At 25.4% G+C, this 16,315-nt stretch carries 20 protein-coding genes; 1 reads left to right on the top strand and 19 read right to left on the bottom strand.

Features of this window, described 5'->3' with window-relative positions; translation table 11 throughout:
• Window positions 1-11: 11 nt before the first annotated feature.
• From AWT65_RS03315 to AWT65_RS03240, 19 genes are all read right to left on the bottom strand, one after another.
• Window positions 12-1,412, bottom strand: a complete 1,401-nt coding sequence (locus tag AWT65_RS03315) for an SWIM zinc finger family protein (protein WP_066729346.1) — start codon at window positions 1,410-1,412, stop codon at window positions 12-14.
• A 13-nt stretch (window positions 1,413-1,425) separates the two neighbouring features.
• The gene (locus AWT65_RS06475; protein WP_157055052.1) at window positions 1,426-1,593 is read right to left on the bottom strand and encodes a hypothetical protein; all 168 of its coding nucleotides are present in this window, start codon (window positions 1,591-1,593) and stop codon (window positions 1,426-1,428) included.
• A 459-nt stretch (window positions 1,594-2,052) separates the two neighbouring features.
• Window positions 2,053-2,370 carry a hypothetical protein gene (locus AWT65_RS03310; protein ID WP_066729344.1) on the bottom strand — a complete coding sequence of 106 codons (318 nt, stop codon included), beginning with the start codon at window positions 2,368-2,370 and terminating at the stop codon, window positions 2,053-2,055.
• 43 nt (window positions 2,371-2,413) lie between these two features.
• Window positions 2,414-3,121, bottom strand: a complete 708-nt coding sequence (locus tag AWT65_RS03305) for a transaldolase (RefSeq protein ID WP_066729342.1) — start codon at window positions 3,119-3,121, stop codon at window positions 2,414-2,416.
• A 1-nt stretch (window position 3,122) separates the two neighbouring features.
• The gene (locus AWT65_RS03300) at window positions 3,123-4,490 is read right to left on the bottom strand and encodes a PTS ascorbate transporter subunit IIC (RefSeq protein WP_066729340.1); all 1,368 of its coding nucleotides are present in this window, start codon (window positions 4,488-4,490) and stop codon (window positions 3,123-3,125) included.
• Window positions 4,491-4,502: 12 nt separating this feature from the next.
• Window positions 4,503-4,784, bottom strand: a complete 282-nt coding sequence (locus AWT65_RS03295; RefSeq protein ID WP_066729338.1) for a PTS sugar transporter subunit IIB — start codon at window positions 4,782-4,784, stop codon at window positions 4,503-4,505.
• Window positions 4,781-5,212 carry a PTS sugar transporter subunit IIA gene (locus tag AWT65_RS03290; protein WP_066729336.1) on the bottom strand — a complete coding sequence of 144 codons (432 nt, stop codon included), beginning with the start codon at window positions 5,210-5,212 and terminating at the stop codon, window positions 4,781-4,783. Before AWT65_RS03290 ends, AWT65_RS03295 begins: the two co-directional genes overlap by 4 nt.
• A 1-nt stretch (window position 5,213) precedes the next feature.
• A complete protein-coding gene (locus tag AWT65_RS03285; RefSeq protein WP_066729334.1) occupies window positions 5,214-7,115 on the bottom strand; it encodes a BglG family transcription antiterminator in 1,902 nt (633 codons plus the stop codon).
• 186 nt (window positions 7,116-7,301) lie between these two features.
• Window positions 7,302-8,183 carry a hypothetical protein gene (locus AWT65_RS03280; RefSeq protein WP_066729333.1) on the bottom strand — a complete coding sequence of 294 codons (882 nt, stop codon included), beginning with the start codon at window positions 8,181-8,183 and terminating at the stop codon, window positions 7,302-7,304.
• A 129-nt stretch (window positions 8,184-8,312) separates the two neighbouring features.
• A complete protein-coding gene (locus AWT65_RS03275) occupies window positions 8,313-9,206 on the bottom strand; it encodes an ORF6N domain-containing protein (protein WP_066729327.1) in 894 nt (297 codons plus the stop codon).
• A gap of 144 nt (window positions 9,207-9,350) precedes the next feature.
• Window positions 9,351-9,659: an ORF6N domain-containing protein gene (locus AWT65_RS03270; protein WP_066729326.1), complete on the bottom strand. Its 309-nt coding sequence runs from the start codon at window positions 9,657-9,659 to the stop codon at window positions 9,351-9,353.
• 717 nt (window positions 9,660-10,376) lie between these two features.
• Entirely contained in the window at window positions 10,377-10,709 is a 333-nt protein-coding gene (locus AWT65_RS03265; RefSeq protein WP_066729325.1) for an RNA helicase, read from the bottom strand.
• Between the two features lie 116 nt (window positions 10,710-10,825).
• Window positions 10,826-11,119, bottom strand: coding sequence for a hypothetical protein (locus tag AWT65_RS03260; RefSeq protein ID WP_198142944.1), 294 nt, complete (start codon window positions 11,117-11,119; stop codon window positions 10,826-10,828).
• Window positions 11,119-11,580 carry a DUF4417 domain-containing protein gene (locus tag AWT65_RS03255; protein ID WP_198142943.1) on the bottom strand — a complete coding sequence of 154 codons (462 nt, stop codon included), beginning with the start codon at window positions 11,578-11,580 and terminating at the stop codon, window positions 11,119-11,121. The genes AWT65_RS03260 and AWT65_RS03255 overlap by 1 nt, the downstream gene beginning before the upstream one ends.
• A gap of 58 nt (window positions 11,581-11,638) precedes the next feature.
• Complete coding sequence (locus AWT65_RS06875) at window positions 11,639-11,815, bottom strand: helix-turn-helix domain-containing protein (RefSeq protein WP_083497806.1); 177 nt, start codon at window positions 11,813-11,815, stop codon at window positions 11,639-11,641.
• 388 nt (window positions 11,816-12,203) lie between these two features.
• Complete coding sequence (locus tag AWT65_RS03250; RefSeq protein WP_066729323.1) at window positions 12,204-14,138, bottom strand: hypothetical protein; 1,935 nt, start codon at window positions 14,136-14,138, stop codon at window positions 12,204-12,206.
• Between the two features lie 179 nt (window positions 14,139-14,317).
• The gene (locus tag AWT65_RS06590; RefSeq protein WP_198142945.1) at window positions 14,318-14,626 is read right to left on the bottom strand and encodes a hypothetical protein; all 309 of its coding nucleotides are present in this window, start codon (window positions 14,624-14,626) and stop codon (window positions 14,318-14,320) included.
• Between the two features lie 81 nt (window positions 14,627-14,707).
• Window positions 14,708-15,223: an ORF6N domain-containing protein gene (locus tag AWT65_RS06585; RefSeq protein WP_198142942.1), complete on the bottom strand. Its 516-nt coding sequence runs from the start codon at window positions 15,221-15,223 to the stop codon at window positions 14,708-14,710.
• Window positions 15,224-15,265: 42 nt separating this feature from the next.
• The gene (locus AWT65_RS03240; protein WP_269744837.1) at window positions 15,266-15,439 is read right to left on the bottom strand and encodes a helix-turn-helix domain-containing protein; all 174 of its coding nucleotides are present in this window, start codon (window positions 15,437-15,439) and stop codon (window positions 15,266-15,268) included.
• Between the two features lie 307 nt (window positions 15,440-15,746).
• On the opposite strand from AWT65_RS03240, the gene AWT65_RS03235 reads away from it, so the two are divergent.
• A complete protein-coding gene (locus tag AWT65_RS03235) occupies window positions 15,747-16,136 on the top strand; it encodes a hypothetical protein (protein WP_066729320.1) in 390 nt (129 codons plus the stop codon).
• Window positions 16,137-16,315: the final 179 nt, after the last annotated feature.

Raw genomic sequence — 16,315 nt, 5'->3', positions numbered from 1 at the left:
CTATAGTGCACTTATACATAACTCAATATTTTTTTTAATCTTTTTTTATTTGGGAACATTTCAAATAACTCTTTTTCAAATTTTGCTCTTCTTTCATTCCCATCTTTAAATTTATTTATATAATCCACAACATTTGCTATATTTTCATAATCACTAATTGAACTTGAATTTTTTACTAATTGTATAATTTCATTACATATTTTTGAATATATTATATCTCCATAATTTTCTATCATATATTTTGCTATATAATCAAAGGCGAATATATTATTTAACACTTGTTTTAAAATTTTTTCATACATTTTTTCATGAAATAATATTCTTATATATTCTCCCATTTTTAGATGATTATCTAGTATATTTTTTTTAAAATTTTCCAATTTATCCTTAGATAATTTTTCACAAATTATTGAATAATCTTCGTATAATATTTCACGATTATTTTCAAATTTTAACAATACATATTTATAAAATTTATCAAAATATTTATCAACATTTCTTGTTATCTTTAATATATATTCTATAAAATACGAACTATCTTCGCATATTTTTAAAGCCTTCTCACAATATTCTATAACTTTAGAATAATTTTCTTTTCTTTCTTCCATTTCTATTAGATACTTATAACTTATTTCTTTATCACTGAATTTTTCAGCTAATTTCAATAAATCATCATCGTAGTGGAATTTACTATATAGATCAAAAAGTAATTCAAGAAACATATCTTCATTTTTATTAACATTTTCTAACAATATCACCTTAATTTCTTCTCTACAATTAATAAAGGTTTTTTCTAAATGTAGATAAAATAAAAGAACCATTGGATTTTTAATGTATATTTTTTTTATTTTATTATATAGCTTATATAATATCTTTACTTGTAAATTATATTTTCTATCTTCTAAACTTAATCTAAGTAATTTCATTATATTACTTGTTACCATAATCAAATCGTTTATTTTATATTTATCTACATGAAATGCGAATTCTACAAATGAAAATATTAAAATATTTTCTGCTAAGCTATTAAAATCATTATAAATATTTTCTTTAACATCATCTAAAAATTCCATAAACTTAGCTATGGATTCTTCAACATTCCATATTTTCAATATGTTTTCTATTATCCATTTGCTTTCTTCAAGATCATATTTACTTATCTTTTTATCACCACTTGTATTATATTCATATATACTTGCAACCATATGTTTGCAATTTTTACCACCAAGTGCATAAGGACAATTACAGCTACTTTTTCTATTATATTTGTCTATTATAACAGTATATTCTTTTGTACCTCTAACTTTAAATTCTATTATTTCATCTTTTTCTTTAAGTAATTCAACCTTTTTCAAAAAATAGTATCTATAACCTCTATCCAAAATCTTTTTTTCAAATCTATCTTTCCACATTTTTTTACCTTTTCTACATTAATTTTACAGTTGTTTTGTAACCAGCATCTGCGAAAATATGTCCTCTTCTAGCATAATATATATTTCTTAATAGATAATCCTCAATTGAAGTCCCTAAAAATATTTTTATTATAATCACCATTCCATACATTAAATAATTATTTTGAATAAAAGAATACATATTTCTATACCAAGTCTAATTAATGGAATAATTAACCCCCAATATGCTGTTGTATAACTGAATCCTACAGCAGAATTTTTTAAGCCCATTTGTATTCATTATATACCTTTTTTTTTACAATTAAAAGTAAAAGGCTATAAGCTCTATAAAATAGAGTCTTGTAGCCTTAATTATTAAAAATACTATTTTTTATTAGTATAAGTCATTATTTTTCAAATTTGGTTTCGCATTCCTTTAAAAATCTTTTTAATTTTTTTATTTTTTTAAATTTGATTTTTTCAAAACATAAACTTGTTTTTCACCAAGATTTGTCCAAATATAAATCAATTTTTTATTGCTAAAATAAAACGCTTATCCAAAATTACTATATAACTTACAATTATTTTTTTTCAATTTTTGCAAATATATAGTATTATCCTTAGCAAAAATACTTTCACCTATTTTCCCATAATCAAGTAACTAATAATTTCCTTTTTTATCTTTTCTTATTTCCAAATTTGGATATGGTAAATCAGAATACACATCATAATATCCTACAAATTTATTATAATTAAAATTAACACTATTTTTTTTATCCATTTTAATTCTAACTATCATAGCTTTAGATTTTTTATAATCTGAAATTTTTTTAAAATTATACAATGCTTCATCTAAAAATTTTTCCTGACAATCTTCATAATTATCATAATACTTTTGTTTAATACTAAAATATTCATCATATTTCTTATATAATTCATAATAAATAATAGCTGTTTTATAAATATATTTAGCATACATTATTTGGGAATAGCATTCACATGCTTTCAACAACAAATTTCTTTCATATTTCTATTTTATAGCCTAATTTTTTTGCATCTTCCAAAAACATTTGAACTGTTTCTAATGAAATCTTATCTAAATCTTTTCCAAATTTTACATATTTTTCAATCAAAGGTTTAGTTACTGTTATTATATCGACTCCTATTTCATCAGCTTGCACTATATTATATGCTTCCCTAGGACTAGCCCATAAAAGTTTTACATTTTCCTTAGAATGGCATAATTCAACTGCTTTTTTCATATATACTGTTGCATCTCTACCAGAATCAGATATTCTTCCTGCAAATACTGATATTATATTAGAACTTCCTTTTTTTAACCATGAAAGAGCATCTTCAACTTGTTTTACGGTTAATATAGCTGTAATATTCAATTTTATATCTTTATTACTCAAATATCTCACTACTTCTTCTGTATATACACCTTTAGAATTAGTAATAGGTATTTTTACATAAACATTTTCGCCCCAAGAAGATATAATTTCTGCTTCTTTTTTCATTTCTTCAAAATCATCAGAAAATACTTCAAATGATATTGGTAAATCTTTAATAGTTCCCAATACCTTTTTTGCAAATTCATTATAATTAGTAATCCCTGCTTTTTTCATCAAACTAGGATTAGTCGTAAAACCTTTAATAAAGGGAAAGTTTTTATATAATTCTAGCATATCTTCTAAAACTGCTCCATCAGCATAAATATTAATACTCATTCTACTTACCTTCTTCTTCGTTATTAATTACATTTGTTTTTGTTTGTATAAAATTAGGAATAATTAATACTAATAACACTATCAAACAAATTATATATATACCTATTTCTCCATATGTTCCTATTTTACCAAGTATAATACCTAAAATACCAAAATCTGCATCACCAAAAGTAGTATTTGCAAATCCTAATTTCCCTAATACAGGTAGTAATAAGGCTGGTAAAAAAGTAATTAATAAACCATTAAAGAATGAACCTATAATAGCTCCCTTTTTACCACCTGTTGCATTCCCATATATTCCTGCAGTTGCACCACAGAAGAAATGAGGAACTAAACCTGGTATTATTAATATTGCACCTGAAAATCCTAATATTAGCATACCTACTATTCCACCAATGAAACTAAATATGAATCCTATAATTACTGAAGTTTGTGCATAAGTGAAAAATACTGCACAATCTACTGCTGGTATAGCATTAGGTATTACTTTTCTAGCAATTCCTTGGAAAGCTGGTATTAAATCTGATAATATCATTCTAACACCTGAATATACAACTGTTACTCCAACAGCAAATTTAAATGATGTCATTACTAAAAATACTAAGGCTGATTGCCCATCTGATAAAGTTTGAACAAAATCGAAACCTGCTACCAAACCACATAATAGATAAAAGAATAACATTGTTATAGCTGTAGAAATTGTTGTATTTCTCAAAAAACCAAATTGTTCAGGTATCTTTATTTTTTCAGCACTATCTTCTGGATTTCCAACTTTACTTCCTATCCATGCAGACAAATAGTAACCTATACTTCCAAAATGTCCCATAGCTATATCATCATAATCTGTCACCTTCAAAGTATACTTTTGTCCTATAGCTGGAGAAATAGCTGACCATGCTCCTAAAAAGAATCCTCCTAAAACAATAAGTGCATAATTTTTAAAACCTAAAGCACCTAATACAGCTGATAATAAACAAGCCATAAAGAAACTATGATGTCCTGTTAAGAAAACATATTTATATTTTGTAAATCTTGCTATAAGGACATTTATGATCAAACCTACTACTAATATAGACATTGTTTCTATACCTAATAATTTTTGTGCTGTAGCAACTACTGCTTCATTATTTGGTATAACTCCCGTAATTTTAAATCCATGTTCTATTAATTGTCCTAAAGGTTCCAAACTTGAAACAATAGCACTTGCACCTATCCCTAACATTATATACCCTAATATAGGTCCCAATGTTCCAACTAATACTTTATGCCATTTTGCTTTTAATGATATTAAACCAATGCAAGATACAATACCTAGTAATAATGCAGGTTCTTTTAAAACATCTCTTAAAAAACTTAACACATGATCCATTTTCTACTCCTCCTATTTATTAATTAAACTTCTTATTTTTTCTAATACATCTTCTTTTATTTTTTTCTTATTAACATAACTTCTGATAACTACTTTTTCAACATCATTAGGTAGTTGACTTATTAATTCTTCTACTGAAACATATAGATCAGCTCCTTTAGATAAGGCTGAATTAAAATCAGCTGATTCAACTGTACACCCTGAAATATTTTCTTCTTCTAATATTTCTTCTATTTTCATTCTGCACATTAATGAACTACCTATACCGTTTCCACATATTGTTACAATTTTCATTTAACATCAACTCCTTTTAATATTTCTAATAATTCTTCTTTTGTCTTTGCTTCAATTAATTTTTTCTTTAATTCTTCATTTTGAAAAATGAACATTAAGCCTTTCAATATATCTATATGTGTATTTGCATCTTTAGCTGCCACTAAGAATATTAAGTAAACTTTTTCAGTTCCAAAATTAACTGCTTCATTAAGCTTCAAAAATGCTATACTTGTATTTTTCACACCATCTTCAGGTCTTGCATGTGGCATTGCAATATAATCATCTAAGACCATATAAAAACCCATTTTTTTCGTATTTTCTATTATTTTTTCAACATAAATATCAGCTATATCTCCATTATTTATTAAAGGTTGTGCAGCTTCTTTTATAGCAGCTTCCCAATTGAAAACTCTTTGTATACACCTAACATTTTTTTCATTAAACATATTAGCTTAACTCCTTTCTTAAATAATCCATTATTTCTTCTTCACTATCCTTATTTTTTAATTCAGTTATAAAGCTATCTTTCATTAAAAGATTATAGAATTCTTTTAAAAATTTTAGATGTTGCTTGTTATTCTCACTACTATAGCTCAATAAAACATTAACTTTTTTTCCATTACACTCTAAAGTTTTCTTCAAAATTAAAATTGCTACATCTGTTTTAATAGCTTCAGTTTCTAAATTGGTATGTGGTATAGCTACTCCATCTTCTATTACTATATATGTTCCAAATTTTCTATAATTTTCAACCATAGATTCTACATATTTTGCTGTACATGCCTTATTTTTTATTAAAATTCTTCCTACTTCTCTTATAGCTTCTTCTAAATCTTTAACCTCATCTATTATTTTTATCTTATGACTTTCTAATAGGTTCATTAAATCACTACTTTTATCATTTGTATAAAAATAATTAGAATATTTATTCAATAAATGATCTTTTAAGTCCTTTTTCCCTACATCAAATTTATCCACCATGTCTTGCAAAAATTCTTCTAAACCTAATTTGTTATTTTTTCTTTTTATTCCTAAATTTATTAATTTTTCACAATCTTCTTCTTTTAATAAAGGATTTATTTTTATTGAATTTATATGTAAATCTGTTGTAGTCAGGATATAGTCTACATTTTTATTTTTCAAAATATTTTCATTTATCATATACATTGGAAGAACATCAATTATATCTATTTCAAAATTTTCTTTTAGATTATATTCTAATATCTTTGAACTACCATAACCCAGACCGCAAACTAAAATAACTCTTTTTCTAACTTTTTTTTGCATTCTATTTATACTACCTTCAAAATGAAAAGCTAATAGTGATAATTCTATCTCTGTAAATTTTATATTATATATTTTTTCTATTTCTTTTATTTCATCTTTTAAAATTTGAAATATCAAACTATTTTTATCGATAAAATCAGCATAATTTATTTCATTTAATTTCATATTTTTTTTCAATCTATAAATAGCTATTTTCAAATGTGGATATAGGAAATCATATAATATCTCATCTCTTGTTAAATCTATACCAATTTTATTACTAACAGAATATATTAATTTACCTAATAAAAACTCTTGATTTATCCAAACATCAATGTCCTGTATTAGAGATAAACCTATTAATACATCAGTTATTGCATTTATTCCAAATTGTTTATTGAAGTATTTCTTATATATTCTTTCTATAATTTCATATTCTTCATATGAAACAAAAGAAGTTGTAGCATCCTTTTTTTCAAATTTTTTATAACAATAAATATATGAAATAAGATTAAAATATACAACATCAGTCAAATTCAATTTAATCTCTTTTGAAATTTCAGTAATGAATTGTTTTATTTTATATATCAAAGATATATCTATAATTTTCAAAACATATTTTTTTATATTCTTATTTAATAAAATATCTTTTAACATATTTGTTCTATCTATTAAAACTAAATTCTGAAATTTCCCATTAATAAATTCAAAATCATTTTCTTTTATTATTGATTTTATTGTATTTCTTGAAATAAGTAATTCTTCTGCTAATTTTGTAATATTTAAACCTTGTACTGAAAAAATAGCATAGAGCTTCACAATATCTTTTAAATCTTTTTTAGAAAATTCATCATCACTAACATACTTTTCTAAAATTAATTTTATATCTTCTTTTTTATATATTATTTTATCATCTTTAAGATGTATCTTTTCCATTCCTTCTTTCATCAATAGATAATTGATGCTTTTTAAATAATATTGAAAAGTTCTCTTACTTATGCTTGTTTTTTTTAAGATATATTTTAAATCTTTTTCATTAAACATCAGCAAATTTAATATATCTTTTTCTTTGGTTCTTAACATGTTCATCACCTATAGTAAGTATACCTAATAATAATTTAAAGTAAATTTTCAATATATTGCACTTATTAATGTAATAAAAAGGTACTTTGCATTATTTACAAAGTACCTCTATCTTTTACCATAATATCTTAAATTTACTTTTTTAAATCCTTGTATAATTTTATTAAATCATCTGCACCACTAACATTATTTTTTTTTTGCCTCTTTTAAATATTGTATTGCTTCATCAATATTTCCCCTATAATATGTAATCAATGCTAATGTTACATATGCATTTTTTTCATTATTTAAAAGAGCTAATTTAGAATATTTTTCTGATTCATCTAAAACTTGATTAACATTCAATATTTTTTTAGCAGCATTTACATCTGATTTGAAGTCTATTTTCTTTTTATTTAATCTTTTTATAATTTTATCTGTTACTATTTTATCTTTATTCAATATTGAAAAAGTAAGAATAATTTTCATAGTTTCTTCATCAGTTGCATTTAAACAATTTTCTTTTAAAAATTGATAAAGATCTTTTTCAAATTCATATATTTGTGCATATTTATTTGAAATCATTAAATAATTATCTTTATCTTTACTAGCTTCTTTTAAACATAACAACATATTTTCAAGATCACTATTATATTCACAATATTCATAATACAATATATACGCTTTAGATCTGATATAATTAAACTTTGACAATATCAAATCATTTAAAATTTCTACTGAATCTTCTTTTCTATCCAAATCTAACATCAAATATTTTGCTACTAATAAATTGAAATTATCTTTTAATTCTTCATTATTCAATTTATTAATTTTATTCATGATTCCATTAACTTTATCATCTTTATTTTCAATCTTATATAAAGCTACTAAAGCACTTTCTGAAAAAAAAGTATTATTTCCTGCTTTATCCAAATACTTTAAGTTTTCAATTTTTTCTTTATTTGTTTTTTTGGATGCAAGTACCTTCATTACTTGATTATATGCTTGATTATTTGTATCATATATATCTATATTTGAAAAAGTTATTAAACTTGTTAATAACAATATTATCATAAAAATTTTTTTCATTTTACTTCACCCTACTTTTTATTTATTTTTTTTACTCTATTTCCATTCTTATTTTCTATAGTTTCTCAAAAAGCCATATAATTAACTTCTTTTAATGAAGGATATCTTAATTATAATTTTTGCCATACTTTACATCACTTTATTTATAAGACTCTTAACTAAGTCTTTATCTTCTATCTTCGTAATTCCAAAGCTTTTTTTACCAGCATCTTTTATAGAAGCTCCAATATGATAAACTTCAGATTTATCTAATATTAGAAATCTATCGTGAAAATCTGTAGTAGTTTTAACCGATAGCTTTGGATATTGAGCATTAAATTTTGCTATATCTTTTGCTGATACGCTTCCTTTTCCTGATGTAGCAATAACAACATTAATTCCTTTATTTTTCTTACACAGAATATTTAAGGTATTGATATCCACATAGTTGTCAATTAGGATTATTTCTTTTTTAGCCTTTTTAACAAGTCCCACAATAAAGCTAAATGCATCATATATTTGCCCATCGAAAAATATATTTTGCTTAACCTCAGTATTGGCAGCTATATAGTTGAAGACTTCCTCCAGTTTCTTATCTGTTTCCAATTGTTTTAACTCCACTCTGTCAAGACGAGCGAACATCTCTTTGTTTGAAAGGATAAATCTTCTCATTTCCACAAAACTATTCATAATTTTAATGCTAACTTCCACTGCCACGTCACTTTTAAGCACAGCAGAAAGCATAGCAATACCTTGTTCTGTAAATACATATGGCATATATCTTCTACCGCCATAATTATTATTTGAACTTGAGGTTCCATTTTGGAATCTCAAGTTTTCATATTCAAGTTTAGTTAATTGAAAACAAAAATGTTCTGGAAACCTTGATGAATTTCTTTTCATCGCTTTATTTAAATTACCGGTAGAAACTTTATATAACTCTGCAAGGTCACTATCTACCATTACTTGCTTACCTCTAAATGTATAAATCATATTCTGTATTTCTCTATTATCGACAATGACAAGATTTTTATCTTCTGACATAAATACCTCCATCTTTTAAAACTTGAGATTCCATATTTGGTTCTGATATGATATAAAACATCTATGCTTACAAACTTGCCCATTTTAGATATAGTTGCAGGAGATAATTCACAAGCATTCACCAAATCTTTTTTATTCATATTTTTATCTATTTTGTAACATTCCCAGTTCTGTAAATACATATGGCATATATCTTCTACCACCATGTGTATTTTCGCTTGAGGTCACAAATTGTGGCCTCAAGTTTTCATATTCTTCTTCTGTTAATTGAAAATGAAAATGTTCTGGAAATCTATTTAAATTTCTTTTTACTGCTTGATTCAACACTTTAGTTTCAACATTATAAAGATAAGCTAAATCCCTATCTATCATCACTTGCCTACCTTTAAACATATAAATCATATTCTGTATTTCTCTATTATCAACAATGACAAGATTCTTATCTTCTATCATAAATACCTTCATCTTTTAATTTGATTCCGATACGATATAAAATATCCATGCTTACAAACTTGCCCATTTTAGATATAGTTGCAGAAGATAATTTACAAACATTCACCAAATCTTTTTTATTTATATTTTATAATTATAAGTTTACGAAGTTATTTTATATATTATAACATTACCACTGTGATTTTTAAAGATTTAAATAATGTTTGTCTGAAAAGTAAAATACCCACTTTTTTCAACAGCTACAATCCTTGATTTTAAACTATTTATGAGAAAACACGCTCTATTCCCATTCTTCTTTTCCAAACGTACAATATATCCCAAACCATTCAAAATGCTAGGTTTTATTCTTTCTAACACCATTAAATTCACCTAATTATAGGACATTTTCAAATTTTTAGTTCCGTCCCAGTCCCAGTACCGGAATTAAATGTGATTTCAGAGACGTATTTATTGAAAAACTAGATTTACATAATCCTCTTGATAAATTTACCCTATCCTTTATAATTTATTCAAATGGATATAAAAATAGAGCTTGTATGATTCATTTTTTACAAGCTCTATTTATAAAAGTTTAAATTATATTAGAATGACTCTATAAATTCTAATTTATTTAAAGGAGTCATGACTACATCTATGGTATCTCCATCTTTATCAAAAAACTCAACTTAACAATTTTTTTGTAATCCTTTTTCAATTCTACAATATCTAATTCTTTCATTATAAATTTTTAACCCTTTCAGTTTCTCTATCATCAATTTCAAAAGAGCCATCATTTATTTCATATAGTCTTTTTTTTAATTTCTCTAATAATGCAAGCATTTTATATTTGTCTTTTTTCTCTTGTTCTTCATCGAAAAAGCAAGCCTGATCATTATAATCAAAGTGGTAGTAAGATGTAAATAATTCTTGAATTGTTTCATTTATATCCCATAATTCTTTATCATTGTCTACTTTTTCAATTCCTGTTAATAATCTTCCTTTCTCTTTATCAAAATATTCAGTCCATATTGGACCTCCTCCAAAATCTAGCATGAGTTTTAATTTTTTCATATAACCTCCTATCTTGGATAAACTGAAACAATAAATCCGTTTGTTCCAAGTGCACATAGTACATAATGTTTACCACCGAAATCATATATTCTGGTATTTTTTTACCTTTTTTAACATTAGAAACTATTTCCTCCTTGTTCTATAACATTCTTTATAAATGAAGGTATGGAGTTTTCATTCACTCCAAATGCAGATTTTAAATTTTCAGAATGACCTTCTTCAATGTGTATTAATCCTGCTACTTTATTTCCTCTTTCAAGCCATAAAAGCTCGCCTTTTTTTTGTTTGGCAATCATTACAATGTCTTCTTCAGTAAATTTAACTCCACTATTTCTTAATTCTTCCATAAGATGTTCAGGCTTTAATGATCCTTTAGTATTTTTAAATCCCCCAAAATTTCCACTACCCATTAATTAACCTCCATTTTGTGGATTTTAGAAATTTTGCTTTCATAGGACAATATTTCTATTCTTTGTAATTTGTATTTTCCAAATACATCATATGGAGTAGTTCCATATATTATTAATGTTTTAGGAGTTAATTTTCTAATTACATAATCTAATCCTTTTTTAAAGATTTCTTTTTCTTTTTTTATCTTCATTAATCCATATGTACTAAGTGAAATTGTTGAATTTTTCTTTACCCCTGCACAAGCTATATCATAAGTTCTTTCATCTGAAAATCTAACATTTGGTACAACTTTTATTCCGTTAGATTGTAGATAAGAACCTAAGGCTCTACTCCTAAATATATTCCATATTTGCATAGATAGTGGCATATCACGATATAAGCTATAATCTGGTGTTATGACACCTCCATATTTTGATAAAATATTTAAATATTTCCTATTTCTAAACGTGTCGAATTGCACACGGTTAAAATTCGGATTATTTAAAACTTACCGTAAGCCTATAAATTCGAGAGTATTTCTATTTCTCATCCAGTTTTGAATAACAAATCTTTGCTATAGTTTCTAAGTAAATTCTTTTAACCTTGTTATTACAATAAGAATTAAGTTGTGTCCTTTGAAGGTTTGCTTTTTTTTCTAATTTGTTTTTGCTTATATTTTTTACTTCTAAAACCTGGTCTATTTTAAAAATAAGCATTTCAATTAATTATATTTTCAAAACTTCTTACAGGTTTAAAATGTTTTAAGGAAGCTATTCTGTTCTGTTTAATAAAAGGGCGTGAATCTGCCATATTTCTCTTGATAATTTTTCTATCTGTTTATTCATTGATTCAATTTTATTTTTATAAATAACCCCAGTTGTATTAGTTGCTTTTGCAATCTAGTTAAGGTCTACTATATAAATTTCTTCCCCTAATACACATTTTTCTTCACAGGACTATTCCCATTCTTCTTTTCCAAACGTCCGATACATCCCAAACCATTCAAAATACTAGGTTCTATTTTTTTAGAGTATCACCAAATCCATCTAATTATAGGACATTTTCAAAATTTTAGTCCCGTCCCAGTCCCAGTTCCAGATAAATTTATAAATTATCATCGTTTGTCAAATCATCTTTTAAGCAAAACTCTTCATTAATTTTGATAACCATTAAAGCAAAAATCTTTAACAATTGATAATAATCACTTTCATGTACTTCTATGCGTTGAGTGTTATTACCATGTGAATACTTATTTCTAATAGCAGGTCCATTATCAAATTGCCTGTCATTAAGAATATAGTTTAAATAATCCTGCTCTGGTTTGGAAAAAAGTGTAGATTCAAATATAACTTTTTTATTAGTGATTAACTCGTCTAATAAATCCCTATTTTTGTAATAGGATAAGCATATCACATCATTATTATAAAAATCCTCTAAAATTCTTACTATTTCCATTCTAAAACGTATATATCCATGTTTATCTTCATGAATAATATTTTTATCTTTTAGCCAGTTTAGGCTTAAAACCTGATACTCAAAGAAATCTGAAAATAACATATCCTCATTCTTTATTAAATCTGCAAAATTATTATAATCTTTCTTGCTTTCAACATAAGCTAGTTCGGATTGATCCGAAAACAATAAGTACGAAATATTTAATAATTCTGTATCGACTATGTATCCATATTTTTTTTCAAAAAAACTCGGAATATCTTCTATTAATGGTGAGTTTCTTGATATTTCTAATAATTCCATATCTATCTCCCCATTATTAACAAAAAGCATAAATTGTCTTAAAATTGAATCCAACTCGGAACACATTGTTCTCATTTTTTCTAAAAAAGATGATTCCGAACTTGGTATTAATAGAGAAAAACCTTCTGCTTTGAACTCTTTATTAAGGTATTCTTCAAAAAACCACTTGAAAATATTTTCCAATCTTTTGTCTAATTTATGAAGTTCATAATAATATGCTCTAATTTGCATACTAGATATCATTTCTTTAAGCATAAAGGATACTCCAATCGCGTACTCTCTATTTCCTTTTACGCCAACTAATCTTTCAAGACTTCCAATGTGATTTTTATTTGATGGAAAAGTTGATCTGAAAAAACGATCTACATATCCAAAAAGATATATGAAATTATTTAGTAGTGTTGGATTATCTAAATTTTCTTCTAACCATAAACGACTATATATAATTTTGGGATTCAATTCATCTTCATAAGAAACATCAATCTCTTCTTTGTTATTAGAAAAGCCCACAATAGCTCCAAATGAAAATCCTGTGCCAGATTCAAAGCTTTTTTCAACAATTCTTTCATGTTGTCTTTTTGACTTTAATCGAATTTTATCACTAATAGGAAACTCTTTTGTCCCTCGAGATTTAGAAAGTAGAAATAAATAATTCTGGTTAGCATCCTCTCTATCAATATACTTTTCTATTATTTCGATTCTCCGATTTGTTTGTAATGCACTTGGAATATAATATATCTTATGGTTTCTTTCTTTACTTGTTAGATGATGCGAAATCAAAATCTCAGCACTAGACTTAGATTGCTTCATATAATCACTAATTTCATTATTATAATATTGAACTATGTCCTTATGCTCTAAGATTATATAAAGTGGAACATTAAATATTTCTAACAAACTTATAAATTCTTCAGAAGATATATTTTTATAAATTTTATATGTCTCAAACACATCCCAAAAAGAATTCCTATAGTGAATGCTAATTTCAGGATAAAAAGTTTTAATACCTAAGTAATCAATGTCAGAAAAAAATCTTCCTATTATGGGTCTGAAACTATTTGCCACTGAGGTTAATTTCCTATAGTACTCTTCACTCCATGACTGCAACATAACCTTAGAATCAAATAATAAACAAATATTATACATTTCCAAAATATTGTTTATTGTATATCCCGTATTGGTTTCATCAAAAACATTAATTATTTTTTCAGCTTTTTCCAAGTTCCATCCAATACTCAAATCCGATTTGCTATAAAACTTCGCTCCAATATACTGTGAATCCATCGATTCAACCTCTTTTCTAACATTATTTAACCTCAACTACACTCATCTTTGATCTTAATTTTCTCTTATCATATCCTATTGTTTTGCTTATCTCAAAACAAGTCGTATCATATCATTAAAATTACCAGAACAATTATACTTCTTTTTTGAAAATTTTTATTATATAAATTCGCCATACTCTACCTCACTTTATTTACCAAACTATTAACTAAATCTTCATCTTCTATCTTTGTAATTCCAAAGCTCTTTTTACCAGCATCTTTGATAGAAGCTCCAATATGATAAACTTCTACTTTATCTATGATTAAAAATCTATCGTGAAAATCTGTTGTAGTTTTAACTGATAGCTTTGTATATTGAGCATTAAATTTCGTTATATCTTTTGTTGATAGATTTCCTTTTCCTGCTGTCATAATTACAACATCTACACTCTTATTCTTCTTGCAAAAAATATTTAAGGTGTTGACATCTACATAGTTGTCAATCAAAATTATTTCTTAATTAGCCTTTTTAACAAGTCCTACAATAAAGCTAAACGCATCATAAATTTGCCCATCGAAAAAGATATTTTACTTAACCTCAGTATTGGTAGCTAAATAATTAAATACTTCTTCCAGCTTCTTATCTGTTTCCAATTGCTTTAACTCAATCCTATCCAATCTTGAAAACAGCTCTTGATTGGAAATCAAAAATCTTCTCATCTCCACAAAGCTATTCATAATTTTAATACTGACTTCGACTGCTACATCACTTTTAAGAACAGCAAAAAGCATGGCGATACCTTGTTCTGTAAATACATATGGCATATATCTTCTGCCACCATAATTATTATTGAAATTTGAGCTTCCATTTTGGAATCTCAAGTTTTCATATTCAAGTTCCTTTAATTGAAAACAAAAGTGTTCTGGAAATCTTGATAAATTTTTTTTCATCGCTTTATTTAAATTGCCAGTAGTAACTTTATATAATTCTGCGAGATCACTATCAACCATTACCTTTTTGCCTCTAATGGTATAAATAATATTCTGTATTTCTTTATTGTCAACAATGACGAGATTTTTATCTTCTGAGATAAATACCTCCATCTTTTAGAACTTGAGATTCCATTTTGTCACCTCAAGTTTTGTTTATTTCTTTTGCTCTATAATTGAAACCATATCTCCAAAATCAACACCTAATTTGGTTCCGATACGATATAAAACATCCATGCTAACAAACTCTCCTCTGCCCATTTTGGATATAGTTGCAGGAGATAATTCACAAGCATTTGCTAAAGCTTTTTTATTCATATTTTTGTCTATTAAAACTTTTCACAATTCATTATAACTGACTTTCATATTTTCACTCCTTAATTATACGTTTATGAAGTTATTTTATATATTATAGCATTTTTACTATATTTTTTAAGAGCTAAATTTTGAAAGAACTTTATTTTTGTATCCAACAAATTACTTCTTCCGCTTCAGCAATAATGAATGTAAAGCCCCTTGCTCTTTTGAGAACAGTATACCTGTGATTATTTATTGGAGCATATTAGTACTTATTACCATATTTTTTCTGTTCAAAAATATGGATAAATTAGAAAACTATCGAAATGAAATGATTAGAATGAGAGATAATGAAATATGTGAAATATTAATTGAAAATAATGTTGACTCTCAAAAGATTACTAACGTTATTGAGTATTTTAAGTTGAAATTGGAGCCTATAAATGAATTACATAAAGAATATCCAATATTAAACTCGATATCATCATTTGGAGCAAATTTGTTTTTTTTGATATTAGGAATTATTGCTTGTAGTTTAATAGATAAAAAATTAATTCAAAATGGAGTTAAAATATATGCAATAGCAACAGCAGTTTTAATACTTGTTTTCATTGTAATCGTAATAATAAAAATATATATTTACTTTAATAGAAAAGATAAATATGCAGCTCAAACTCGAAAATTAATTATAGAGTTGAAGCGAATAAAATTATTAAATAGAATCATATAAGTACAAAAGTAGATATAAAGATGTTTCTAATGAATGAAAACTTAAAATAAAGTATTATTAATAATTCAATTTAACGGATAAGCAATAAATTCAATTGTTTTATGCTCAAAATTTGAAATAATAGTTGGGAATGAATGAAAAACATTGCTAAAAAACTATAAATGAACAATCACAATAGC

The organism is Sneathia sanguinegens, assembly GCF_001517935.1.
GTDB classification, from domain to species: Bacteria; Fusobacteriota; Fusobacteriia; order Fusobacteriales; family Leptotrichiaceae; genus Sneathia; species Sneathia sanguinegens.
The sequence above is the reverse complement of the archived record's forward strand: the minus strand, read 5'-3'. Positions and strand labels throughout refer to the sequence as shown.